Source organism: Martinezella lusitana, from assembly GCF_014207095.1.
In the GTDB taxonomy this organism is placed as follows: domain Bacteria; phylum Pseudomonadota; class Alphaproteobacteria; order Rhizobiales; family Rhizobiaceae; genus Rhizobium; species Rhizobium lusitanum_B.
This window is the reverse complement of the sequence record NZ_JACHBG010000011.1, coordinates 109193-132579: the sequence shown is the minus strand read 5'-3', so window position 1 is coordinate 132579 and position 23387 is coordinate 109193. Positions and strand designations below refer to the sequence as shown.

22 protein-coding genes and 3 pseudogenes are annotated in these 23387 nt (G+C 57.4%); 14 read left to right on the top strand and 11 right to left on the bottom strand.

The window, feature by feature from the left end; genetic code table 11:
- Window positions 1–67: 67 nt before the first annotated feature.
- Window positions 68–306, top strand: a pseudogene (locus GGD46_RS21435) (DDE-type integrase/transposase/recombinase); the annotation flags it as partial.
- Window positions 307–486: 180 nt separating this feature from the next.
- On the opposite strand, the gene GGD46_RS21430 reads toward GGD46_RS21435, so the two are convergent.
- Window positions 487–789, bottom strand: a complete 303-nt coding sequence (locus GGD46_RS21430; RefSeq protein ID WP_210325668.1) for an adenylate cyclase — start codon at window positions 787–789, stop codon at window positions 487–489.
- A 217-nt stretch (window positions 790–1006) separates the two neighbouring features.
- Here GGD46_RS21430 and GGD46_RS21425 point away from each other — a divergent pair.
- Both GGD46_RS21425 and GGD46_RS21420 read left to right on the top strand, forming a co-directional pair.
- A pseudogene (locus tag GGD46_RS21425) lies at window positions 1007–1255 on the top strand (type II toxin-antitoxin system ParD family antitoxin); the annotation flags it as partial.
- A 5-nt stretch (window positions 1256–1260) separates the two neighbouring features.
- The gene (locus GGD46_RS21420) at window positions 1261–1554 is read left to right on the top strand and encodes a type II toxin-antitoxin system RelE/ParE family toxin (protein ID WP_184707638.1); all 294 of its coding nucleotides are present in this window, start codon (window positions 1261–1263) and stop codon (window positions 1552–1554) included.
- A 473-nt stretch (window positions 1555–2027) separates the two neighbouring features.
- Here the strand turns inward: GGD46_RS21420 and GGD46_RS21415 are convergent, their stop codons facing one another.
- Both GGD46_RS21415 and GGD46_RS21410 read right to left on the bottom strand, forming a co-directional pair.
- Entirely contained in the window at window positions 2028–3032 is a 1005-nt protein-coding gene (locus tag GGD46_RS21415; RefSeq protein WP_184707636.1) for a hypothetical protein, read from the bottom strand.
- A 584-nt stretch (window positions 3033–3616) separates the two neighbouring features.
- Window positions 3617–4531 (bottom strand): LysR family transcriptional regulator, encoded by a 915-nt coding sequence (locus GGD46_RS21410; RefSeq protein ID WP_184707634.1) that lies wholly within the window; start codon window positions 4529–4531, stop codon window positions 3617–3619.
- On the opposite strand from GGD46_RS21410, the gene GGD46_RS21405 reads away from it, so the two are divergent.
- On the top strand, window positions 4481–5356 hold the full coding sequence (locus tag GGD46_RS21405) for an NAD(P)-dependent oxidoreductase (RefSeq protein ID WP_210325667.1): 876 nt from the start codon (window positions 4481–4483) through the stop codon (window positions 5354–5356). The two genes, GGD46_RS21410 and GGD46_RS21405, sit on opposite strands and share 51 nt — an antisense overlap.
- 198 nt (window positions 5357–5554) lie before the next feature.
- Here GGD46_RS21405 and GGD46_RS21400 read toward each other — a convergent pair whose 3' ends face one another.
- Window positions 5555–6499, bottom strand: coding sequence for a LysR family transcriptional regulator (locus tag GGD46_RS21400; protein WP_246806429.1), 945 nt, complete (start codon window positions 6497–6499; stop codon window positions 5555–5557).
- Window positions 6500–6577: 78 nt separating this feature from the next.
- On the opposite strand from GGD46_RS21400, the gene GGD46_RS21395 reads away from it, so the two are divergent.
- A complete protein-coding gene (locus GGD46_RS21395) occupies window positions 6578–7582 on the top strand; it encodes a zinc-dependent alcohol dehydrogenase family protein (protein WP_184707632.1) in 1005 nt (334 codons plus the stop codon).
- Between the two features lie 47 nt (window positions 7583–7629).
- Complete coding sequence (locus GGD46_RS21390; protein ID WP_184707630.1) at window positions 7630–8199, top strand: DUF3237 domain-containing protein; 570 nt, start codon at window positions 7630–7632, stop codon at window positions 8197–8199.
- A 99-nt stretch (window positions 8200–8298) separates the two neighbouring features.
- On the opposite strand, the gene GGD46_RS34515 is transcribed toward GGD46_RS21390, so the two are convergent.
- Window positions 8299–8673: a LysR family transcriptional regulator gene (locus GGD46_RS34515; RefSeq protein WP_409527699.1), complete on the bottom strand. Its 375-nt coding sequence runs from the start codon at window positions 8671–8673 to the stop codon at window positions 8299–8301.
- A 65-nt stretch (window positions 8674–8738) separates the two neighbouring features.
- Between GGD46_RS34515 and GGD46_RS21380 the strand changes: the two genes are divergently transcribed.
- From GGD46_RS21380 to GGD46_RS21370, 3 genes are all read left to right on the top strand, one after another.
- Window positions 8739–9500, top strand: coding sequence for an SDR family oxidoreductase (locus GGD46_RS21380; protein WP_184707626.1), 762 nt, complete (start codon window positions 8739–8741; stop codon window positions 9498–9500).
- 193 nt (window positions 9501–9693) lie between these two features.
- Window positions 9694–10722: a zinc-binding alcohol dehydrogenase family protein gene (locus tag GGD46_RS21375; protein ID WP_409527702.1), complete on the top strand. Its 1029-nt coding sequence runs from the start codon at window positions 9694–9696 to the stop codon at window positions 10720–10722.
- Between the two features lie 507 nt (window positions 10723–11229).
- Window positions 11230–12321, top strand: coding sequence for a porin (locus GGD46_RS21370; protein ID WP_184707622.1), 1092 nt, complete (start codon window positions 11230–11232; stop codon window positions 12319–12321).
- A gap of 152 nt (window positions 12322–12473) precedes the next feature.
- On the opposite strand, the gene GGD46_RS21365 is transcribed toward GGD46_RS21370, so the two are convergent.
- A complete protein-coding gene (locus tag GGD46_RS21365) occupies window positions 12474–13460 on the bottom strand; it encodes a LysR substrate-binding domain-containing protein (protein ID WP_184707710.1) in 987 nt (328 codons plus the stop codon).
- A 211-nt stretch (window positions 13461–13671) separates the two neighbouring features.
- Window positions 13672–14262 (bottom strand): TetR/AcrR family transcriptional regulator, encoded by a 591-nt coding sequence (locus GGD46_RS21360; RefSeq protein WP_184707620.1) that lies wholly within the window; start codon window positions 14260–14262, stop codon window positions 13672–13674.
- A gap of 95 nt (window positions 14263–14357) precedes the next feature.
- Between GGD46_RS21360 and GGD46_RS21355 the strand changes: the two genes are divergently transcribed.
- The 3 genes and pseudogenes from GGD46_RS21355 to GGD46_RS21345 all read left to right on the top strand — a co-directional run.
- Window positions 14358–15104 carry an SDR family NAD(P)-dependent oxidoreductase gene (locus GGD46_RS21355; RefSeq protein WP_184707618.1) on the top strand — a complete coding sequence of 249 codons (747 nt, stop codon included), beginning with the start codon at window positions 14358–14360 and terminating at the stop codon, window positions 15102–15104.
- 11 nt (window positions 15105–15115) lie between these two features.
- Complete coding sequence (locus tag GGD46_RS21350) at window positions 15116–16306, top strand: Cmx/CmrA family chloramphenicol efflux MFS transporter (RefSeq protein ID WP_184707616.1); 1191 nt, start codon at window positions 15116–15118, stop codon at window positions 16304–16306.
- A gap of 175 nt (window positions 16307–16481) precedes the next feature.
- Window positions 16482–17035, top strand: a pseudogene (locus GGD46_RS21345) (IS6 family transposase); the annotation flags it as partial.
- A 361-nt stretch (window positions 17036–17396) separates the two neighbouring features.
- Here GGD46_RS21345 and GGD46_RS21340 read toward each other — a convergent pair.
- Both GGD46_RS21340 and GGD46_RS21335 read right to left on the bottom strand, forming a co-directional pair.
- Window positions 17397–18275 carry an SDR family oxidoreductase gene (locus tag GGD46_RS21340; RefSeq protein ID WP_184707614.1) on the bottom strand — a complete coding sequence of 293 codons (879 nt, stop codon included), beginning with the start codon at window positions 18273–18275 and terminating at the stop codon, window positions 17397–17399.
- A gap of 38 nt (window positions 18276–18313) precedes the next feature.
- Window positions 18314–18736 (bottom strand): VOC family protein, encoded by a 423-nt coding sequence (locus tag GGD46_RS21335; RefSeq protein WP_184707612.1) that lies wholly within the window; start codon window positions 18734–18736, stop codon window positions 18314–18316.
- A gap of 105 nt (window positions 18737–18841) precedes the next feature.
- Here GGD46_RS21335 and GGD46_RS21330 point away from each other — a divergent pair, with 105 nt between their 5' ends.
- Window positions 18842–19645, top strand: a complete 804-nt coding sequence (locus GGD46_RS21330; protein WP_246806428.1) for a helix-turn-helix domain-containing protein — start codon at window positions 18842–18844, stop codon at window positions 19643–19645.
- A gap of 470 nt (window positions 19646–20115) precedes the next feature.
- On the opposite strand, the gene GGD46_RS21325 is transcribed toward GGD46_RS21330, so the two are convergent.
- A complete protein-coding gene (locus GGD46_RS21325; protein ID WP_184707610.1) occupies window positions 20116–20448 on the bottom strand; it encodes a winged helix-turn-helix transcriptional regulator in 333 nt (110 codons plus the stop codon).
- Between the two features lie 90 nt (window positions 20449–20538).
- On the opposite strand from GGD46_RS21325, the gene GGD46_RS21320 reads away from it, so the two are divergent.
- A complete protein-coding gene (locus tag GGD46_RS21320) occupies window positions 20539–21396 on the top strand; it encodes an SDR family oxidoreductase (protein WP_184707608.1) in 858 nt (285 codons plus the stop codon).
- Between the two features lie 620 nt (window positions 21397–22016).
- Here GGD46_RS21320 and GGD46_RS21315 read toward each other — a convergent pair.
- Entirely contained in the window at window positions 22017–23342 is a 1326-nt protein-coding gene (locus GGD46_RS21315; protein ID WP_184707606.1) for an NtaA/DmoA family FMN-dependent monooxygenase, read from the bottom strand.
- Between the last annotated feature and the right edge of the window lie 45 nt (window positions 23343–23387).

Genomic DNA, 23387 nt, shown 5'->3' with positions numbered 1-23387 from the left:
TGAGATTGCTCGCACAGCTCGACTGGGACCATCTCGCGCGTAAAATCAGCCTCGCCTCGGATACATTTGGCATGTCGTTGACCACGACGGCCATGTTTTCGATGAGATCGTTCAAAGCCGTCGCGATACGAAAGCCACGAGGCGCGTGCCGATCAGGCTGTTGAAGAAGCAGGCATGCCGCCCGAGCGGATCGTCACTGACAAGCTCCGTTCGTATGGCGCGGCCAGACGGGACGTCATGCCGGCTATAGAGCACCGATCCGACAAGGGTCTGAACAATCGAGCGGAAAATTCTTATCTGCCGCTGGGCCTCGGGTCGCCGAAATCGGAGGTGATCCGGGCTGGTGTATTGAGCGGCGAGAGGAGGCTTCTGATCCATCGCTAAAGCCGAACTGAAGCGGCCCGGCGCAGGCTGCTGCGACCTCCAATTTGAGGTCGCAGCGTATCAATGAGGTACGGGTCACTCTGCTATGCGCGATTTCGTCACTTAATGATTATGGGACTGCTGGAAGCCGGCCACATCATACTGAGATACGCTCTTCGGATTCGTGGAGTTCTGCGGCGCGTTGCCGGCGTAGTGTGTTCCCGCGTTCCCATCTGGGTTGAAGGCCGAACCCGGGGCAGTGCTGGCGTGGCCCGGCGTGGCACTTCCGGTTTGAGTGGTGCCAATCGTTTGACTGGGCTGACCCGTCGTCCCTGTTACGGTGTGGACGTTGCCGGCCAAAGCCAAGCCGGTGGAACCTATGAGCAAGGATAGGCCAAGCATTGTCGGCGTGACGAGATGTTTCATGGTGTGTTCTCCTAAAAACATTTAGGCTGCGAGGAGTGAACACTTCGGCCCGGGATTTATTCGCTAGCGTTTTCATTCTTTCACCCTCTGCATAACCGGCTCAGTTCCGCGTGGAACCAACAGATGGCGCCTAGCCGAATTACGCGCCTGACTCGCAGTGATCTATTTGGCAAACTTTGCCAACATTGATTAACATGCTCACACTGTGGAGGCTCGAATGGCAACGATGAATGCATCTCTTGCCGGCGCTATGAAAGATTGGGTCGAGGCGCAAGCAAAGACTGGGCGGTATTCGAATGCTAGTGATTATGGCCGCGACTTGATTCGTAGGGACCAAGCTCGCAGCGATAAGATTGCCGCCATGCAGCGTTTTGTTGATGTCGGTCTCAAAAGCGGCGTTGGTAGCCGATCGAAGAATGAACTGTTCGCTGCGACTGTCGCGCGCGGAGAAACAACGCGCGGCAATCGCCAATGCATTTTAGCCTTTCAGTCGAAGCGGAAGAGGACATCATTGCGATCGCCGAATTAGGTGTGCGCATGTTCGAAACCACCCAGGCCAGACGGTATCATGATGACTTATTCGCTGTGCTTGATCTGATCGCTGCCGGCCAGCGAATGGCTCGTGATCGAAAAGAGATCTCGCCGCCGGTCAGAATTCACCCTTTCAAAGCCCGTCTTATTGTCTGTCGGATTGATGAGGGCGGAGCAATTTTCGTGATCCGAATAGGCGATGGACATGAAGACTGGATTGGCGATTCCGTTTAGGCCTTGCTGTGCGGACGGATAAGCATCGTTGTGTCAGAGGCCTAAAAGCGTGGCCGTGACGTGTATCAGACTATTTGCCGTTATTTAAATCGCTGTATCCTATGGGATTTAATTGCGCGGTCCGCAGTTCTAAGCTCATCAAGAGCTAAACCTTTGTGCAATCCGGCTACAGGCAAGTAGCAATTTCATCGGCTAGGCCAGGTCTCTTGAAGTGTTGCTCCTCGTCAGAACTGCCGGACTGGCGGCGTTGGTCAAGGCATATACCCAGCGATCGAGCGCAGTAGATTGTACGGTGCGACTAAGCTGTTGCTGATAGTGACTGGCTCTTGCGCTCAAATACAAGAAGGTGTCGGCCTCTGGCATTTTTGTCCCGCCCTGGACCAACTTCGAAAGCACCGAACTGTATCGCAAGGGAAGCCAAGGGGAATCCCTCAAGCTCGTCAGAATGGGGCTCGAGAGATGTGATGACGGGATCAGCGAGTGATATCAAGACGCTCGATGTGGTCATCGGCAATCCCATATTTGGACTCGCTGTGCATTTTCAAATAATAACGAAGTTCTTCGATGTAAAACCCCTGGTTTTTTAAACCGGAGCTTTCGCACTCCAGTGGCCATGCGCGACCCATAAGAGATGGATGAATGCTGCTGGCATCAACCTCCTGACCAATCTTGCAGGTGGTTTTCCACGTGCCAATTGGTACTGACGTCGCAGTCTCGAACGAAAAAGAGGCTCCAGCGGTCCATGCAGAGGCGTCCATCATGAGTGCTGTCGTGGTCGTTATCCTCTGGTCTCCCGAAGGCGCGGTGTATCCCCGTGCATTGTTTCTAGATTTTAACTGTATCAGACCCATCAATTCACGATCCATGGTGAAATTCGTGTAGTCTTCCTGAACGCGGGTCGTCCCGCCCTTGTGCGGCTTTATCGTGAACGTGGTCTCTCCGCCTAGTTTCGAGCCGTCTTTCGTTTTCATCGTGATCTTTGCTTCGGATATGACTGGGGCATCGGGCAGGATCGATCGAAGCTTTTCTGCGGCTGTCTGGACATTTACTGGGATAGAAACATCATCCAGCTCCGGGCCGTCGCGGTAGCCGGGTTTGTGGATCTCTTCTGCGATCGACTGAAATGATGCATGCGCTTGGCTCGAAATCGTGTCGCCGGGATGCTTGGCGCATCCGCTGAATGAGCGCCGATAGAGCTCTTTGACTTCCGTCTGGCCGAATTCGTTTCGAAAAATATTAGAACCGGACATGACCGACATCTCGATCAGGACGAAACCCCATCGGATTACTGCTTCGTTGTCCGTGCGCATCGCATCCACCAGGATCTGACACTTGGATTCAGGTGTCATCGTGGCAAGGAGCGTTTGCGTGGATTGGTCGAGAGATTCCATCAACAGTCGGTCCGCTGCGTTCGTACTCCCGATAGTTGTTGCAAAAGCCGCTGCGGCGAGAACTCCCAATGAAGCTAGTTTTGCCATTCTTACATTGTTCCCGTTTTCCTGCTGCAACTACTCCTGCAGGCTGACATGCAGGACTTCTCCCAGGCCATTACCCCTGTCGCGGCTAGTAGCCGACGTGACATCCGGACTTTGGGTGAGCAAGGTGGAGCGATTAGACGCTTGACGTGTCTACAACCGAGGGACGGAAACCTGCTGATCCAGACCCGCTCCATCGGACGTGTCGCTACCGTGTTTTCCACTATGTTCTCAACCGCGAGGCGGAAAGCGTTCGTCATCCGCTTTGGATAGGGCCAGCAAGGGCAAGTGGTCAACTCCAAGTTTCAAACTGGCGGCTCCGGCTGCTGTATCCACCGAGATCATTGACCATGAAGGCACCGTCGGAGATTGGGCTGCCCAATATTAGCTGTTCAGCGACGTCCGCTCCGGACACGCGAAGTGCCTCGGCAACAGTCAGTGAGTCTGCGACGGAGGGTTTTTGCAACAACAGCGTCACCGGTTCTGATCCCATCAAGAGCAATGTGACTTGGCATCGCATGGAGCTCCCAGTGGTCCGTGAAAACAATGGCTTACGTAGCGTATCGGCAAGATAATTGCGCCCCGATTCATACCCCCCTATTCATTCCGGATGAGCGCTTGTACCAATCGCGCCCCGCGACTGCGTGCTCGACCGCGGCACGGACCTTTGAGGATAATTGTCGCGTCGCCGGATAGACTGCGAAGAGGTCGCGTGCGACAGGCTGCCAGCCGTTAAGGTCGACTGTGACGAGTCCGTTCGAGGAGGCGTCGATAACCAGGCTCTCCGGCAGATAGCCGAAACCAAGGCCGCGTCGGACGGCGACAGCACCAAGCGCCAGGTCCTCGATCGTCGCACCTCTTGTCTGTGGTGTAATGTTTGCTTTTTCGCCGCCGCGCTCAAACAGCCAATGGTCGAGTGGTGGTGTCACGACACAGGGTAAGTCCGCCAGCTGGTCGGGGTGGCGTAAGGCGTCGGCGGATGGGGCGAGCTTCGCGCTCACGCATAAGACATAGCGTACGGGCCAGAGTTTGCGCGCGATCAGGCGGCTGTCTCGCAAAGGTCCGAATTGAAAGGCGAGGTCGATGTCGTCTTCCAAAAGATCCGGTGTGCCGTTCGTCAGGCGGAGATCCATCACGAGATCCCGGTGAGCCGCGGCGAACTCCAGGAGATAGGGGCCAAACAATTCCGAGCACGCAAAGAACGGTGCACTTACACGCAGCCGTCCCGTGAGTCCCTTGCCGTCACGGGAGAGGGACTGCGACGCGGCGTCGATGGACTCGATCGCCTCTCCGCAGCGCGCTGCAAAGGCGCGGCCGTCGTCGGTGAGGCCGATCGTCCTTGTCGTGCGGCGTAGGAGTTGGGTGTTCAGTCGGTTTTCAAGAGCGGCAACCCGTCGACTGACCGTGCTCGTTGGCATGTTCAAGGCTCTGGCCGCCGCGCTGAAGCTTCCATGTCGGGCGATCGCCAGAAAGATCACGATATCGTCGTAGCCGAAGCTCATTATGCCACCAATGCAAAAACTATTCCCATTTATACCCGATTGTTGCACTCAGCAAGCAACGATACCTATCCCGTGCAGCAATCATTCGCTGCGCATCTCGAACGCATTTTCGGAGTAAGGGACATGCACATAGGCATCATTGGTGCTACCGGTAACATTGGTCAAAGGCTTCTGGTTGAGGCCACCCAACGCAATCATCAAGTGACAGCGTTCACGCGCAATGCCGCGAATTTCCCGAAAGATGGGGGCGATGTCACCTGGAAAACCATCAATGTCTTCGACGTCGCAAGTCTGGACGAGGGCATGCGCCGCTTGGATGTATTGGTCAGCCTTTATCAGCCCGGCAACGCGTCAAAGAACTTTAACGACACGGTAGAGCGCTCTATCCAGGACCCTACCGTGTACGCCACTGTCGCCAAAAATCTGCTGAAGGCCATGGAGTCCTATCCAGCCTTACGATTGATTGTGGTAGGCGGCGCAGGCAGCCTGGAAATCAGGCCAGGTTTGACGCGCGCCGATGCGGACGGTGAGTTGCGTGAAAGCCTCAAGCTGCTTGGCCTTCCCGAAGACTACGCAGCTGCCGTGCGAGGTCATCGCGATGCGCTCAACATCTATCGCCTTTCGAACCGGCTTTGGACATATGTCAGCCCGGCAGAAGAGATCGGCCCCGGTAAGCGCACTGACCGCTTTCGGCTTGGTGGAGACCAGCCAGTCCTCGACGCAGACGGACGAAGCCGCATCTCCTTCGAGGACCTCGCTATCGCTCTCGTGGACGAAGCCGAATTGCCGCGATATGTGCAGCGACGCTTCACGATCGGCTACTGACATCTCTTCCTGGCATTTTTTAATCGACCGAAAGCCCGGAAGCCGTCGGACGGCAGCCCGTCCGATGGGCCGGCATGATTGGACATGTCGAGCCCCGAAAAGAGAGGCTGCATGGGCCAGATAGTGTGATCAACGGTGGAGTTGACAGGGACGCGGGTGGCTCCAGCAAAGCGCCGCGTCTCGCTCTAAGAGGGCAAGCTAGCATTTCCACGGTGCCACAGGTGCGAACAACCCCTTTGCCCAATCTAGAAATGCGCGCGTCTTTCCGGCAAGAAGGCGTCCGGACGGGACAACCACGAAGATTGCTCCTTCGCCTTCAAGGTCCCAGTCGGCAAGAACCTGCACCAGTTCATTTCGCGCTATGCGATGCTCGACCAGCCAGTTCGTTGCCATCATGATGCCGGAACCTCGGATCGCTGCTTCGACAAGTGCCTCTGCGTCATCGGCAAGGTAGGGCGATTTAACTCGCACAGTGATCCGTTCGCCGTCTGCACCGCGCACGAAACGCCAATTCGGGTGGAAAGCAAACCCCGTAAAGCCGAGACATATATGACGGATGAGATCCTCGGGGTGTTTGGGTAATCCGAACCGGTCGAGATAGGCCGGTGCGGCACAAAGCAACCGGCTGTGATTGGCAATACGACTTGCGACAAGCGAGGAATCTACGAGGTCGCCGATGCGGATTGCAACATCGAACCCGCCCTCCAGTAGATTGGAGTACCGGTTGGAGTACTCAGCTTCTATGCTCACTTCCGGATAACGGGCCAAGAATTCAGGAAGTCGCGGCGCCACCCACATGCGACCGAATGTCGATGGCAGTGTGAGACGAAGTCGGCCGTTCGGTGCTCCGCTGGCAAACTGAGAGGCATCGAACTCCGCCTCTCGCAATTCGGAAAAGCCCACCCGTAGGCGCTCGAAAAGCGCAAAGCCAGCCTCGGTCAGCGAAACCTTGCGCGTCGTTCGCTCCAGCAGCCTCACATTCAGTCGACGCTCCAAGGCAGTTACGCGGCGTGATAGTACCGTGGCATCTCGGCCAAGCGCCGCCGCTGCCTGGACGAACGAAAGGCGCTCGGCGACGGCAGCAAAAGCCATCAACTCATCAAGATCGCCAATCTCAGGCCATTGCTGTTTGTTGAGCATCATATTCATTCCATCTGACTATATTATCGGTTCTGTGCCAATAAACTAATGTCAAATCTCCACATCGCCAAGGAGGTTTCAATGCGCGCCATTCAACTCGATGCTCCGTCTCTCGACGCTCTTAAGACGGTCGATCTGCCCGAGCCTACATCCAGGCCATCAGAGGCTTTGCTTAAACTTCATGCCGCCTCGCTAAACTTTATCGACATCGCAGTCGCCACGGGCGGCCTCCCGGTACCCCGTTTCCCAATTATTCCTGTCGCCGATGGTGCCGGGGAGATCGTCGAGATCGGCGTGAACGATCTCGGGCTCAAGGCGGGGGACAAGGTGATTCCGCATTTCATGTCCAACTGGCAGGGTGGATCCATCGCTCCTCAGAAGGTAGCTGCGATGCGCGGCGTTACATCCGTTGGGTCGCTCGCCGAGTTCGTTGCCGTTCCGGTTTCGAGCCTCGTCAGACTGCCGACGCACCTCGACTTTACTCAAGGATCGACACTTCCGATCGTCGCCACGACGGCATGGAACGCGTTGCAAACTGGGAGGATCGGCCCTGGATCGGTCGTGGCCCTTCTGGGTACCGGTGGGCTTAGCATCATGACACTGCAGCTCGCAAAAGCCGCCGGCGCGACGGTTGTCATCATGTCCTCTTCCGAGGAAAAGCTTGCACGCGCAGCGACGCTCGGGGCGGATCACCTCGTGAACTACAAGGTGAGCCCGGAATGGGACGCCAAAGTGCTTGAGGTCACGGACGGTCATGGAGCCGATCTTGTTCTGGACACCGTGGGCCAGGCGACCTTTGCTCGCTCCCTGAAGGCCGCCGCATTCGGAGGCACGGTATTCACCGTCGGATTTCTCACCGGCACGGCTCCATCGATCAATCTACTCGATATTGTCGTCAAAGCCCTCAATGTCGTGGGCAACAACACCGGCTCCACGGACAATCTCGCGGCTGCGGCCCGCGCGATCGAAAGCCATCGCATCGTTCCGGTCATCAGCGAGACCTATGCCTTCAACGATGCGGCCGCTGCTTATGCCAGACTCGCGGCGCAAGGCCAGCATTTCGGCAAAATCGCCATCCAGCACTGAGGTCCATTCAAATGTCATCCGCTGACTTTCTACGGAAACAAACACATATGTCTTCACGCGTCATTTTCACCATGCTTACAGGATGCCTCATCCTTGTATCATTGATGGCAGCTCCGGCTTACGCTCAATCGCCGACAGCAGAACCTGTTGCCGTCGCGAAACCCGATCTTCATTTCCTGATGCGCTTCTACGCGCCGCTGCAAGCGCCCATAAAGATCGACGACAAGTTGGTAATATTCCAGCCGAGGGAGGGTGGTTATGTTTCCGGGCCTCGGGTGAAGGGAGAGATCGTTTCACCCACCGCTGATTGGGTCCGGACGTTGCCTGATGGAACGATGCGCATCGATGTACGAAGTCTCGTCAAGCTGAGCGACGGTTCCACTGTTCTCGTTACATATGGGGGCGTGCTCGCCAAACCTGCCGCCGAAAGCTGGGAGCGCTTCATGTCTGGGAAGAGAATCTCAGCGCCAGAATGGTATTATGTCGTAGCGCCGAACTTCGAGACTTCATCGCAGACTTTCGGTTGGCTCAATGGCATTCAGGCTGTGGGCAAGTTCGTCTCCATCCAGACCGGACCCGAGGCGCATGTCGCTTTCGACATCTATGAGGTGAGATAAGGGAAGCGTTCGGATTACCCGGTCGATACAAGACGTAGCCGCAGCGCCTTTCACCTGAAGAGACCTTATGGGCAAGCATCTTATCAGGTCGAGTTGCGGCTATCGGGCCTTACTTCCTAGTACAATCTCGTCATCCACGGGAAGCCATCTACCGCTGATCCCGCTTCCGTGATCGGCTCTCATGTCGTGCTCTTCCTGTCGATGCTGATAGCGGCGGCCGGCACGGCGGCGAGGCCGCCTACCGGTCTCTGTCACAATGAGACCTCGCGACGTGGGCTGATCGAGGCGTACGCCGACTACATTTCCCAGTTCCGACGGCCGTTTGCTGAATGTCGATTTTGGAACGCCAAGAGCGCGGTTTACTGCAGTAAAACCGCCGTTGTCTACGAGCTGAACGAAGGCAGCAAGGTCATCAAGATTCAACACGGATGCATACCGTCTATGTTTGTAAACGATAAATCCACAGATAGGCATCTACAGCATGCTCGCCGATTCCTGCATTCTTTGTCTGTCGAGTTTAGTTCGCAAGGAGACAAAAAATGGAACGTTATTCGGGCAAGAAAGCCGTCATCTTGGGCGGCACACACGGAATTGGACTCGCGACAGCAAAGATGCTGGCTGAAAACAACGCCAAGGTGTTGGTAACTGGTCGCAACGCCAAAACCGTAGAGGAAGCGGGCAAACTCGATGAGCACATTGTGGCGATTAAGTCCGACGCCGCTGTGCTTGGAGACATCGACGCCTTGGCAGAAGCCGTAAAGGGGCAATTCGGTCAGTTCGATTTTCTTCATGTCAACATGGGTATCGCGGAACTGGAACCATTTGACCAGGTAACCGAGGCCTCTTTTGATCGGCAGTTTGCGGTCAATGCCAAGGGCGCGTTCTTCTCCGTTCAACGCCTGGCTCCGCTAATTGCCGACGGGGGCGCGATTGTCTTCACCTCATCGGTAGCGGATCAGGGTGGAACGCCGGGGATGATCGTCTATAGCGCGACCAAGGCTGCAGTCATCTCCTTCACCTCAGGCTTCGCCGCCGAACTCTTGCCGCGACGTATTCGCGTCAATGCGGTTAGCCCGGGCTTTGTCAAGACGCCGACTCACGGTGTGGCCGGCCTGTCGGAAGAAGCCCGAGCCGGGTTTGAAGCATTGGGCGATCAGATCACGCCCATGGGGAGGAACGGGACGGTGGAAGAAATTGCCAGGGCGGTACTATTTCTAGCCTTTGATGCGACCTACACGACTGCTGCCAAGCTCGCCGTTGATGGCGGACTCGGACAGAGAATTACGCCGCCGCAGACCTGAGAGGAGGCTGTGGCGTATCGACCGGTCAGTCCGGTCGATCAGGGGCTTAGACTGCGCGGCCCGATCGCGCAGTCTAAGCCGATGGAGGTTCTCTGTGATCTGGCAAGGCCTGGAAGGTCACTCCCGGAGTGTGCCTATGAAGATCAGCGGCTACCTCACGATCAGGTCAGTATCCAACTCCGAGGCAATACAGTTGAAGGTCATCCAGTTTCAAAAGTACTCCGTAAGCCATGGCGAACAGATGTTCTCGGAGACGGATGTTCCGGCGCCAGTTCCTGGACCTCATGATGTTCTGGTTCGCGTTGAGGCAGTCTCTATCAATCCTGTCGATACGAAGATCCGCGCCGGCCATGTCAATGTGCCCGAAGCGGTCGGTACCCTGGGATGGGACGCCGCCGGGACGGTCGTTGCAGGTGGCGCCAAGACGCAGATCTTCAAACCCGGCGACGAGGTTTTTTACGCGGGGACGTTTACGCGGAACGGCGCCAATGCTGAGCTGCATCTCGTCGACGAACGCATTGTAGGTACAAAGCCATCCTCTTTGTCTTTCGCCGAGGCGGCCGCTCTTCCACTGACCAGCCTGACTGCCTGGCAACTTCTGTTTGACCGTCTTCAGGTGCCGATTGGCAAGACCTTTACGTCCGACTCGTTGCTCATTGTTGGTGGAGCAGGTGGGGTCGGGTCGGTCCTCATACAACTTGCCCGACGCCTGACCGGGTTGACAGTGATCGCCACCGCCTCCCGTCCGGAAAGTCGCGATTGGTGCACGCGGATGGGCGCGCATCATGTTATTGATCACAGCCGACCGCTGCGGCAGCAGATAGATGCCCTGGCAGTTTCTCCCGTGACCCTTATCGCATCCTTGACGCATACCGAAAAGCACTTGCCTGAACTGGTCAAGATTGTCGCTCCACACGGCAAGATCGGAGTGATTGACGATCATGATTATCTGGATGCCGTCCCATTGAAGGCCAAAAGCATTTCCTTGCATTGGGAAATGGTATTTACGCGCCCGCTTTTCGAAACGGCTGATTTGATCGGACAACACCGCATTTTGAACGAAGTTGCGTCGTTGGTCGATGCTGGCGTGCTGCGTACGACTATGACGCGATGCTTGTCGCCCTTCTCCGCGCAGAGCTTGGGAGAAGGGCATCGGTTGGTCGAAAGCGGTACAAGCCTCGGAAAGGTCGTGATGTCCCGAACAGCACAAGCAAGTCTCTGATGCGGCGACGCCTACCGATCAGCTCGCTTCCGATAAAGTCGGAGCGACCGCTGTATCGCAGCGCTCCGAAAAGTCAGCCGTTTGTAGATGGTCTGCGACCCTATCTGTCTCAAATGCAGGGGTAGCTGCCTTCGGTGAGGCTGCAAGTAAGCTGTAGCGAGTATTTTTGGTGCTGATTGTCGAAGCTTGCTCGTATTGGCGTGCCTGCTGCTGGTCGCTCGTAACATAGTTGGAATTGAGCAACGCGCCTCAGTCGATTTCAACAGGGGGCGGCGTAAATATAGATGCATACGGAATGTATATGTGACGAACTTAGCGTGACTTGCGGTCGAGTGAACGGCCGGAAGGGCGGGTCGCTCCGAAATAGCCTTTAGGCGTTCGGGGGATCCAATTGAGGGTGGAGCTTAGAAAAAGCAGAGGCAGCAATAGGTTGCCAATATGCCCGTTATGCAACGCGCCGCTTTTGGGTGGCGTGAAGAAAACTTATAACTGAAACAGGAGCTTACTGTGAGTCTGAAATCTCTTCTCCTTGGGACAGCCGCCGCCTTGGCAGCCGTTTCCAGTGGTCATGCGGCCGACGCCATCGTTGCCGCCGAGCCGGAGCCGCTTGAATACGTTCGCATCTGCGACGCATACGGTGCAGGCTACTTCTTCATTCCGGGCACCGAAACCTGCCTTAAGATCGGCGGCTTGGTTCGTACGGAAGGAAAGTGGTTCGACGCCTACAACCCGAATAGCCACAACGGTACTCTCTGGCACACCCGTGCCGAGTTAAGCCTCAACACTGCGACGGACACCGAGTATGGTCCGCTGAAGACCAATGTATTGCTGCGTTGGGATTGGCAAGACGGCGGCGCCACTGGCACGAACCTGAAGTTCGCGAACATCAGCCTCGGCGGCTTTACGGTCGGTAAGCTGGACTCGCAGTATAATCTTTACACGGGTGGTGCGGGCGATGTCATCAACGACGACGTGGTCTATGACGGTCCGTACGAACTGAACCAGCTGACTTACAACTATGATGCAGGCAACGGCTTTACCGCGGTGGTTTCGCTGGAAGACAGCAACTCTGGAGGCAAAGGCGCGTCCTATGGCGCAGGCTGGTGGACGAACGACAAGGCCAACCATTACGCCCCTGACGCTGTTGCCGGTGCTGGCTTCAAGTCCGGCGCATGGGGCTTCAAGGTCGTCGGCGGTTACGACTCGATCGTCGAAGAAGGCGCTGTGAAGGCTCGCGTCGATGCCGACTTCGGCGTGTTCACGGCCTTCTTGATGGGCGGCTGGAACACGGACGGCAAGAAGCTGAACAAGTATGCGGGCACCAACCTCAACCGCTCGGCTTGCCCTGCTGACCGTGCTGATCTTTGCGGCTGGGGTGATTGGGCCGTCTGGGGTGGCGTCGGCGTTCCAATCAATGAAAAACTGAAGTGGAACCTGCAGCTGGCCTACACCGACGCGAAGATCTTTGCCGCGACCACGAACGTCAAGTGGAACCCGGTCAAGAACCTACTGATCATGCCGGAAGTCTCCTACACCAACTTCGATTCTGTCAATCAGGATCAGTGGGCCGGCATTCTGCGCTTCCAACGCAGCTTCTAATCAAAGAATTATCTGGCTTCCTGGTGCCAGATAAGAGGGGCTTGATCTCACCGATCCGTCAAGCTTCTCACCTCGATCGGTTGACCTCCGATCCGAGAGGAAGGGCCTTGCTTTCCCGCAGGGCCCTTCTTTTTTGCGTCTGGCATCCACACTCAGCGTGGATGCTGCGCGTCGTGATTTTCGGCGACCTGGAGTGCTGTCGTGCCTACATCCGCGTCGCCAGATTCTATCGGCAAGCCTGCGCGACGTGGTGGTTGCGAGAGTTCGGCGACTAGTTGATCCGCGATCGCCCGGACCGACGGCAGCTGTCCGCGCCGGCTCGGCATCAGCAGAGTTGTCGTCACCCCGCCCGCTGTCCAGCCCGATAGGACGCGGACAAGAGTACCAGAATCGATAAGGGATGCGCAAAAGCTGCTTGGCAAACAAGCAACGCCAAGCCCGGCCTTAGCGGCTTCCAGCAAGGCGATAGCTTCGTTCGCAACATAGCGGGGCGACAACGCAACCTTCGCTACGGCGCCCTGGCCGTTCCAGAGTGTCCAGGTCATCTCCTGCGCTGACACCATCAGTCCATCGAGTTGGCCCGCGTCCTTCGGATGGGCCGGCGACCCTTTCCTGCGCACGTAATCCTGCGAAGCAACCAACCAGTTCGGATCGAAGCCAATCCGGCGTTGCACCAAATTTGAGTCTGGTAATGGGGCAAGGTGGGCGCGGATCGCGATATCGAAGCCTTCTTGTACAACATCTACGAACCTGTCCGTGGTGTCGAGCATGATGCGGACCTTGGGATATTTGACTGCCAAGCGCGGCAGGAGCGGTGCCAGCGAGAATTGAACCGTGGGCAATGATGCTGTGATGCGCACCGTGCCGCTTGGTTCGGCAAGGCGACCCTTGAGAACTTCTTCTGCGGCTTCCGCTTCGATCAGCATGGCAGCTGCATGGCGATGAAAGTCGCGCCCAGTCTCCGTCACGGTGAAGCTGCGCGTTGTGCGCTGAATGAGGCGCACGCCGACCGCCCTTTCCAGTTCCGCCAGCCGTTTGCTAAGCGTCGATTTTGGAACGCCAAGGGCACGGCTTGCCGCGGCAAAACCTCCATGGTCCACGACCTGAACGAAGACAACAAGGTCATTGAGATTCAACATGTGTGCATTACCCCAGTAGGAAGGTTGTATAGAAGTCTGCCAGTGCTTCGGGATTGGCGTCTTGCGCAATTTCACCGCGTGGCGGGTTTCTGAACGACGGCACGGACGGCGAATCTGTCATCTTTGGCGCCACAATCGGCGATTGCTTCTCGAAAACGAGTCTCTTTGGACCCGTCTGTGCTTGCGGCTGACCTCGGTCCGCAAATGCCGCTTAACAATCCTCTAAAACCTGCATGGCTCTGTCTATCGACGCCATCATCCGTTCCCTCGAGAATCCGTCACGCGCCTGGACCGAGAGCCCTTGCAGGAAGGTCGTATAGAAATCCGCCAATGCCTCCGGGTCGGCGTTAGACGCAATCTCACCGAGCTTCCGGCCTTCGCAGATACGGCGAAGGATCGCGGCATGCCGCGCGCGTCTTAGTGTCGACAGCCATTCTGAAATCGCATCGTTCTCCTTTGCGGTTCTTGGCGCTGAGAGGACCACCATGCAGCCGCGAGGTGTGTCCGGTCGCGTGAACAAGGTCACGGCATCTTCGAGCATGCGCCGCAGAGCAGCACGGGCGGTGGGTTCCTCAGACAGGGCGCGAGAGGCGAATCCCCCATCTTTGGCGTCGTAATCTGTGACAGCCTCTCGAAAAAGAGCCTCTTTCGACCCAAAGGCCGCGTAGATGCTCGCCGACGATATGTGCATGACATCGATAAGGTCGGCCAGCGAAGTGCCTTCGTAGCCACGTTCCCAAAAAGCGTCTCGCGCTCTTTGCAATGCCTGCTCACGATCGAATGCTCTGGGTCTGCCTGCCATCTCGCGTCCTTTCTGGATTGATCAACAAATAATTCACTTGACGACCTTTAACAAGATCCTATTCTGGATTGATCAATCTTGAATGGAGATGTCGAATGAGCACACTTGATGGAAAAGTCGCATTGGTAACTGGTGGTTCCCGGGGGATTGGCGAGTCGGTCGTCAGGCGGTTCGCATCTCTTGGCGCAAAAGTGGCGTTCACCTACCGGGCTGAGGAGCGTAAGGCGGATGCAATCTGCCGCGATCTGCGAGCTACTGGCGCGATGGTGGAAGCCTTTGCTGTGGATGTCACCGATGCGGCCGCGGTCGCCGAGCTCATGCGGAACGTAACGACCACCTTCGGTCACATCGATATTCTGATCAACAACGCCGGAACCTTCGGCGTTCGCGCCATTGGTGATATCGACTATGCATTCTACGCGGAACAGTTCAGTGTGAACGTATGGGGCACGCTTCAGGTCACGCAGGCAGCGCTCGCCCTGTTTCCGGAAAGTGGTGGCCGGATCGTCAATCTCTCCTCGCAAAGGGCGTTTTCGCCGAAGGATCGTACGGGCGTTTATGCGGCATCCAAAGCGGCGGTCTCTACCCTCACACAAGCACTTGCAATCGAGCTTGGGCCGAGAGGCATTACAGTCAATGCCGTTGCGCCGGCTGTGACCCGTACCGACATGACGGCCGCAATCCCTGAGGAAAAGCGTGAGCTTTTGGCGGCCTCGACCCCGCTGCGCCGGCTCGGCGAACCCGACGACATTGCCGCAGCGATCGCCTTCCTCGCTTCCGATGAGGGGCGGTGGATTACAGGTCGGACGCTCTTGGCCGATGGCGGCATTACCGGAGCCTGAGGAGGACGATCATGCCTATTGCCATATACGTGCTCGGCTTGAGCATATTTTGCCTCGGCACGACAGAGTTCATGATTTCTGGTCTCCTGCCGGAACTGGCACATGATTTCCACGTGTCGATCCCGACGGCCGCGTGGCTTATATCGGGGTTCGCTTTGGCGGTCGCAATTGGAGGCCCACCGCTTACGCTGTTGTCGCTGCGCATTCGGCAAAAAACAGCGCTGATTTTCCTGCTTGTGCTGTTTAACATTGGACAGATCCTGGGCGCTGTTGCGCCCAGCTATAACGTACTGATGGTTGCACGCGTGATTACGGCGCTTTCAGTCGGCGCCTTCTTTGGGATCGGTGCGGTGGTTGCGGTGAACCTTGCGGGTGAGGGGAGGCATGCGAGGGCGATCGCGATCATGTTTGGCGGACTGACTGTTGCAAATATCGTTGGTGTCCCTCTCGGCGCATTTATCGGGCAGCATTGGGGCTGGCGGGCGAGTTTCTGGATCGTTGCCGGCCTTGCTTGCATCAGTCTTGTCGCAGTCATCGCCCTGGTTCCAACGAGCAGGCAACCGCCTTCAATCAACGTGAGAGCGGAGCTTCGGCCACTAAAGCGCCTCGCGCTGTGGCCGGCGCTATTGACGACCGCACTCAGTCAAGCAGCCCTATTTGCCGTCTTCAGTTATATCTCCCCGATCCTGACCGAACTCGCAGGCTTCAGCTCTGCTGCGGTACCTCCTTTGCTTGTACTCTTCGGTGCCGGAACCTTCGTAGGGAGCTATATTGGCGGTCGTTTTGCCGATCGCCATCTGAGCCTGAATCTATATGTCGGGCTGCTCGCGCTTGCGCTCGTCGTCGGATTGTTTCCGATTGCGGTGGCCTTGAAATCGACGACGGTCGCCATCGTCTTGATGTTCGGGGTCGCTGCCTTTGCAATCAATCCGGCGCTCCAGACGCAGGTTATGCGCGTGGCGGCTGACGCTCCGACGGTTTCCAGCACAATCAATATTTCGGCCTTCAATATAGGAAACACACTTGGTCCATGGCTTGGCGGTATCGCCATATCCGCGGGATACGGATACGCGGCCCCGGAAATTCTCGCGACAGGATTGGTATTGGCGAGTTTGGTTGCGGCGGCCGTTACCGCGAAGCTTGTCCGTGCGAGTATTAGCAATATTCCAGACCGGCCGGTTCTCGCCGACATCGGCGCCTAGAGGGCATCCGTAGGAAATAGCCAAGCTAGTTGTGATGCAAGCGTGGGCACTGATCGGCATTCGCGTGGGTGGCAAGAGCAACGGCTATCAGAGGTGGGGGCGCAGGCCGTGGCGGAGAACGGATTGGTGATGTCCGGTTAACTGCAGCTGGAAGATCTGCGGCTATTTCACCGTGATGTGCCAGAGCCCGATCAGCTACAAACGCCATCGCTTTCCGCCGCCGGTGATCGCCCCGCCGTCTGGCTGTGTTTCCGATTTCCATTGAGCCTGCGCCGGGTAGAGGAAATGCTATTGGAGCGCAGCATCGCCGTTTCCCATGAGGCGATCCGATGCTGGGCAAAGAAGTTCGGCCCGAACTATGCCGGTCGCTTGCGGCGCAAAGCGCCGGGCCCGAATGATGTGTGGTATCTGGACGAGGTGGTCGTGACGCTAGGCGAGCGGAAACACTGGCTCTGGCGTGCTGTCGACTAGGATGGCTACATGCTCGACGAAATCGTCCACGCTCGCCGCAACGCCAAAGCAGCCAAGCGCGTTCTTGGCCGTCTGATTAAGAAACCGGGATGTCGCCCCAAGTGCATCGTTACCGACAAGCTTGGTTCTGACGGCGCGGCACGACGTCGGATCATGCCGGCGGCCGAGCACCGATCACATAATGGGCGGAACAATCGCGCCGAAAACTCGCAACTGCTGCAGCGAAAGCGGGAGCGGGCGATGCAGCGGTTCCGCTCGCAGCTGCCCTGGATCGCCTCGGCGCGATAGTACATTGGAAGGCCCTGGCCGGAATAGCCGCCTGACCACTCCGAACCTGGCGAAATGCGTACTCGCTCCGATTAAGCTGACATCACCGTTCGAATCCCCAACGGTCAATTGGTCGACTTTTGATCCCACGCAAACGCCGCGTATAGCGCTTTGAATGGTAAGTTTGCGCCCCATCTCGGCCGTTTGGGGCGCCTTTGCGACTCGCCAAATGCAGATACCGCCGACGGTGCTATTCCCATGCTGGGTCCCATCAAAAGGGGCCCAGCATATCTCCGAAGATCTCCCAGTTCCAAAGGCGTACGGCCTCGCCTGCTTTCAATATGGCTAATGGCTAGGCCGCTTGAACCGTTTCGGACAGTTCAGGAACGAGAACTTCTTTGGCGAACTGCCTGAACGTTCTGGCCTGCTTACCTAAAATCGCCTGAACAGCGTTTGTGGTGAAATCGCCCCAGCCACGCGAATAGGCCAGGAGGTAATCGTGAAAGCCTTGGGCGAACCATTCACCCAAGCCCATATCCCTGATGCTTTGGGCAAGAGCTTCGGGCGAGACCGGCCTGTATTTGATCTCGCGGCCAAGCTGCTCAGACAGTTCTTCGGCGATTTCATGGAAGGAAACCGAAGTTGGCCCCGTAAGATCGTAGGTGTTGCCATCCCAAGCCGAACTGAGCAATGCACACCTGGCGACGTCGGCAATGTCACGCGTATCGATCATACTGAGCTTGGCATTGCCAGCAGCGGCGTAGAGGGTGTCTTGCGCCTTCAGGGTCGGCACGTCCGCCAGCAGGTTCTGCATGAAGAAATGAGGCCGCAGGATAACGCTCGGAATGCCGCACACGCGAAGCTCGTCATCAGTTCCCCCGTGTTGTCTGTTGTTGTCCGACGGGCCGTCGGAGCCGGCAAGAAGGGCTGAAATCCGCACGATCCGCTTGATGCCCGCCCGCTTTGCCGCCGCCAACCCAGCGCTTGCCCATGCAGCGGCCTGCTCGTGCGGTGGCGTCACGAAAAGAAGCGTTTCGACGCCGGCGAAGGCCTTATCGAGCGACTCCGCATCTTCGAAGCTGGCAATGACTGTCCTTGCGCCCTGCTGTGCGAGCGTTGCCTCCTTGTCAGGCGAACGAACCATCGCGCGGACAGGTTGGCCTTGATCGAGAAGCGATGGAATGAGGTGCTGCGCGATCTTCCCGGTCGCGCCCGTAATGAGAATTGTCATGGTCGTCTCCAATGTCTGTGAATTGGCGCTGCGCTCGTTCAGTCTTCGGGGAGGAAGGCCGGGTTGTAGACCACTTCCCAAAGATGTCCGTCCGGATCCTGGAAATAGCCTGTATAGCCACCCCAGAAGGATTTGCCGGCCGGCTTAATCAGGCGAGCGCCGGCCGCGATCGCTTGGTCCATCACCGCATCGACCTCGCTCGCGCTCATGACGTTGTGGCCAAGGGTGAATTCGGTCGGACTGGTTTCGGCCTTTTCGATTCCGGCGTCGTGCGCGATGTCGGCGCGCGAAAACAACGCCAGCTTGACGCCGTGCTGAAGATCGAAGAAGACAACTGCCCCATGCTCGAACTCCCTGCCGATGATACCTCCTGTCGGTAGTCCCAGGCCGTCGCGGTAGAACTTCAGCGATGCCTCCAAATCGTCGACACCTATTGTGATCACACTGATTCTTGGTTTCATGGTTACTCTCACTCGCAGTTGCTTTTTGGTTTCGAAGGCCCGATAGGTGACTTGCCTGCCACGCCGGGTTGCAGGTTTAGCTTGAGCCAGAGGGAGGCTCAGTTCTTGAAGAATTCGGCCAACATTGTCGTGAAATCGATGCAACCACGACCAGCAGTTACCGTCGGTAGCTTCTGCGCACGGCCGGTTTCGCCGGGCCTGCGCTCGTTTTTTTCCGCACTCTGGATCCACGAAATGCCACTGGACCGGGCGCCGCCGATCATCGTTGCCCCGGATGGCACAATCGATCTGCAGTGGATCGATGGCATCCTTCGGATTGCAGGCCCCGACAAGGAGGCCAATACCGAGATCATGCCTGCGGGCGCGACCGTTATCGGGTTTCGCTTCCGTCCCGCCGCTGCTGCAGCGTGGCTGCGGATTCCGGCAAACGAGTTGGTTGGTAAGAGGCCGGCGCTTGAGCACCTCTGGGGTTCGAAAGCGACCCGCCTGGCAAACCAAATCTGGAAGTCACAGAAAGGCGGCAAGACAGTCGCGGCGATCGAAGCTGTGCTGGCTGAACACGCGGCAGATGGGCCGACTGATGCGGCCATGAGCGCGGCCTATGCCCTCATCGAGGCTGGTCCGCCGCCGGAGGTGCCACTTATTCCGTGGCTGGCGCGTTCGCTCGCCATGAGCGAGCGAACGCTGCGCAGGCGCTTCGACGAGAGCTATGGCTACGGCCCCAAGACGCTCGAGCGCATTCTGCGTTATCAACGCTTCCTCCGGCTTTCTCGAACGTCCCAATCATCGACGGCGGTAACGGCAGCAGAAGTCGGCTACTCCGACCAGGCGCACCTGGTGCGAGAAAGTAAACGTCTTACCGGCGTAACGCCGAAAGAGTACCGGCGCATCGAGTTTAGTGAACTCTAACGCAGACACAATTCTCGTCGCTAGCATTTACAAACCGCCCGACGATCTTTGAAAGCGCAAGCAGGTCGTCAGGTTGTAAATCGGCATGGGGTTTCGACGCCGATAGGCACCGTAACCCTTTGTACTCCCAAATGCTGGCGGGGTTATTTGTCGATGCCGAATCACATCCGCAAAGCCACGAGTATGACGGCTTCGGAATGCAATCAGAGACTGCTCGTCAGCAGGGCTTGTGAGCTTTTGCAGTTCAGCTCCTGCTGGCGAAAAGGATCGTCTGGGACATCGCCTTTCCGACCTCAGGCGCATCCCGCGATAGTTTCGCCCGTTTCGTCGGGTTGCCCCGGCGAATACCGGCAACGTTTGGCGGGACGGCGGAAAGCTGTTTATGGAGCAGCGGCCAATCGGAGTAAGCACTCCGCGGTAGCGTGTGTCGGATGTGCGGAAGGACGCCGCAGGATCTATCGTCTTTTCGCTTAACTCGCTGTCAACGCGGCCTCGGGAACAGTAGTGCCCCAATCGTTCATCGCAGAGAGCACATCCTGAAGTGAAGCGCCGAGCGGGGTGAGTTCGTATACTACCCTTGGTGGGATTTCGGCATAGGCCGTACGCTTCACCAGTCCGTGCTGCTCGAACCTACGCAGACGGTGAGTAAGCGTGTGCGCGCTAATGCCCGTCAAAGCCCCACGCAGCTCGGTAAATCGCTGCGGTCCGCGCAACAGTTCGCGTACGATCAGCGTAGCCCAGGGTCCGTCGAGAAGGATCAAGAACCGCTCGACGCCGCATTGCGGCAGAATTCTCCCGTTCATCGGATTTTCTTCTATTAGTGCATTTGACGTAACCGATGCACAGAATGCACCAATGGACATCCAATTTCCATAGCCAAAAAGGAGAATCTGATGTCTTACGTTATTCACGGCGCCACCGGCGCTCAGGGCGAGCCGTTGTTTGCACGCCTGCTTGCCGCCGGTAAGGCTGTCGTCGGTGCAGTGCGCAGTCCCGCGAAGCTAAAAGGTCTGTCGGCCGTCGCGATAGATAATGGGTCGGTTGACACGCTGACTGCTGCCTATCGCGATGCCGATGGCGTTTTCGTTCACCTGCCGCAAGCACCGGAGCCGGTGCGCGTCCAATACGCCCAGAATATCGTTGCTGCTATCGAGGCGGCAAAGCCGAAGCGCGTCGTCGCCTCGACCAGCGGCGTCATCATTGATCAACCCGGCACCGCGCTTCAGGCGCCCGACGACAGCGCGGTCATGATTCTCGTAAACGGTATCCGTCAAAGCAGCGTCTCTCATGCAATCCTTGCACCGCGCCTTTATCTCGAAAACCTGATGTTGCCGGTGGTTTTCGAAGCCATCAAAGCTGAAGGCAGGCTACGCTATCCCATCCGCGCTGATTTTCCCGTCTCTTGGTGCTCGCACCTCGACATCTCAGAGGCGGCCGAGAAGCTACTCGCCGATCATGCAGTGAGCGGCATCGTTGGCGTCGGCCAGTTGCCTGGGGTAAAGGGCGCTGATCTGGCCACCAGCTTTGCAGAGCAATTCAGCACGGCCGTCTCCTTCGAATCGCTGGCGCCCGACGAATTTGGCAAGCTGATCGAGCCGATGTTCGGCCCTGCTGCCGCCAATGTCGTCGGTCTCTACACGGCATTGTGGGAAGCCCCCGCAAATGTCATCGCCGAAGAGACCAGCGCGCAGCGTCTTCTGGGGCTAACGCCACGTAATGTCAGCCAATGGCTCGCAGAAGCCCTGGGCTGATATCGCACCCCCTCCATCCCCGACTGATGCCAGAAGAAGCGCTGGAGCAGCAGATGCGTTGCGGCCCAGCGCCAATTTTCGGATGGGCCGCTAGCTCAGCCTCAGCGATTCCAATGAAAGTCGCTATGATAATTCGATGGCACGGTTCCAAGCTGTGCCGTGAACTGCTGGCGCTTGGATAGCACCGTGGTTGCAACGCCGCGGCGACCTCTGCTGCAAATTCCGAGATTGGCGGTTCTGTTGCAAAAATTCCGCGAGGCTAGGGCGATACGTTGATTTCCGTTGTCGCGCATCCCGCATCTTCAAGATGCCGGACGAGTAAAGCGACCGCTTCCGCCAACGCGCCGATCCGATATCGAAAGCTTGCGCAACAATGCGTGCTTCTCGACGGACATTGCCCGTCAGGTTGAAGATTGCCGCCTGGCCCTTGCCTCAGGTGCGTATGATCTCGAAACCTTCGATTATCGAGTAGGCTGTTTTCTATGCTTGAACCATCTCACTGATTTGATCAATTGTTTCAGCGCTTCACGACAGGCTTCAACGACGTTGTTCAGATATTCGATCTGCCGTTGCGTCATAGCCTATTTCAAAATGGATTATCTCAACAGGGTAAGGTTAGATCAGGCGCGTCGGGCGGAACTCAACGCGTTGCCTGCGGCAGGGTAGGCAGGTAGTTCCAGATTCGAGCGAAAGTCATCGCCCACATAGTCGGTGTCGACAATTGCACGCCGCCGCAATTCGGGCAGCAACCCGTTCACCAACAAGTCCTCCTGGTCGGGATTGCCGAAGCCATGCAGAGAAACTACGTCGAGAATTCCGGCCCGGAAGCGCTTTTCGATCGCATCGGCAAGCTGCTCCGGCGTGCCAGCCGCCGACCAATGGCCGGTCTCCTGTGCCTGGATGATGAGTTGCCGCAAGGTTAGCCCCTCTCGCGCATAGCGTCGGAAGACTTCCACGCGTCCGCGCCGTCGGTTGATACTGGTAATTTCGGGCAGCAGAGTCTCCGGCAAAGGCTTGTCGAGCGACAGTTCGGAAAGGTCAAGATCACCGCCAAGCATATCCGCTAATTTCAGGCGCCCTTGCTCGTAGTCAATCTGCTCGTGTCTCTCCTTCAAGCGCCTTGCGACATCCGCATCCGACTCGCCAATGACCGAGTGGAAGGAGTTCATAATCAAAGGCAGGCCCACCGCGCGTCCAAAGCTTGTCGCCCGCCGCCGCAGTTCTGTGGCAAAAGCGATGGCATCCTCCAGTTTGGGTTGCGAGATGTAAACCACCTCGGCGTATCGCGCGCCGACGGTTACGCCTGCCTCCGACTGTCCTGCCTGGAACTGTACGGGGCGCCCCTGTGGCAACGGCGGCACATTGAGCGGGCCGTCGACCTTGAAGTGCCTACCACGATAGTCGATGGGATGGAATTTCGCGGGGTCGATACCGATTGCACCGGAAACTTTGCGCTCGGTCGCATTGCGTTCGTTGGCATCATAAAGTGCGTTCACGATTTCGATGAATTCTGCCGCTCGTTCATAACGCTCCTCCGGGCTTGGCAATGTCTCGCCAAAATTCTCTTCGCCGACCGAGGAGGTTACGGCGTTCCAGCCGGCCCGCCCGCCGCTCACATGGTCGAGCGTACCGATCTGGCGGGCCAGATTGTAAGGATGGTGAAAGGTTGTGGAGACCGTGGCGACCAGCCCGATGTGAGAGGTAGCTTGGCTCAACGCGGCAAGCGCAACGATCGGCTCCTGAATTCCGGCGGTTCCCGCAAGTCCGGCTGGATCAATCTGGAGCAGGTCTGCAGTGAACAGCCCGGTGATCTTTTCCGCCTCAGCCTTGCGGGCGAGTTCGACAGCACGTGTGATGCCCGCAAGGGAGCTTGCGTCGTTTCCCGCAGCAATGACGCTGCTTGCTCCGGTGAGTGTCTTCAGGCGTCGGGTGCGATTGTGGGTCATGGCGAATTTCCTTTGTAGCGGTAGGCGCCAGGCGGAGCCGGTGGT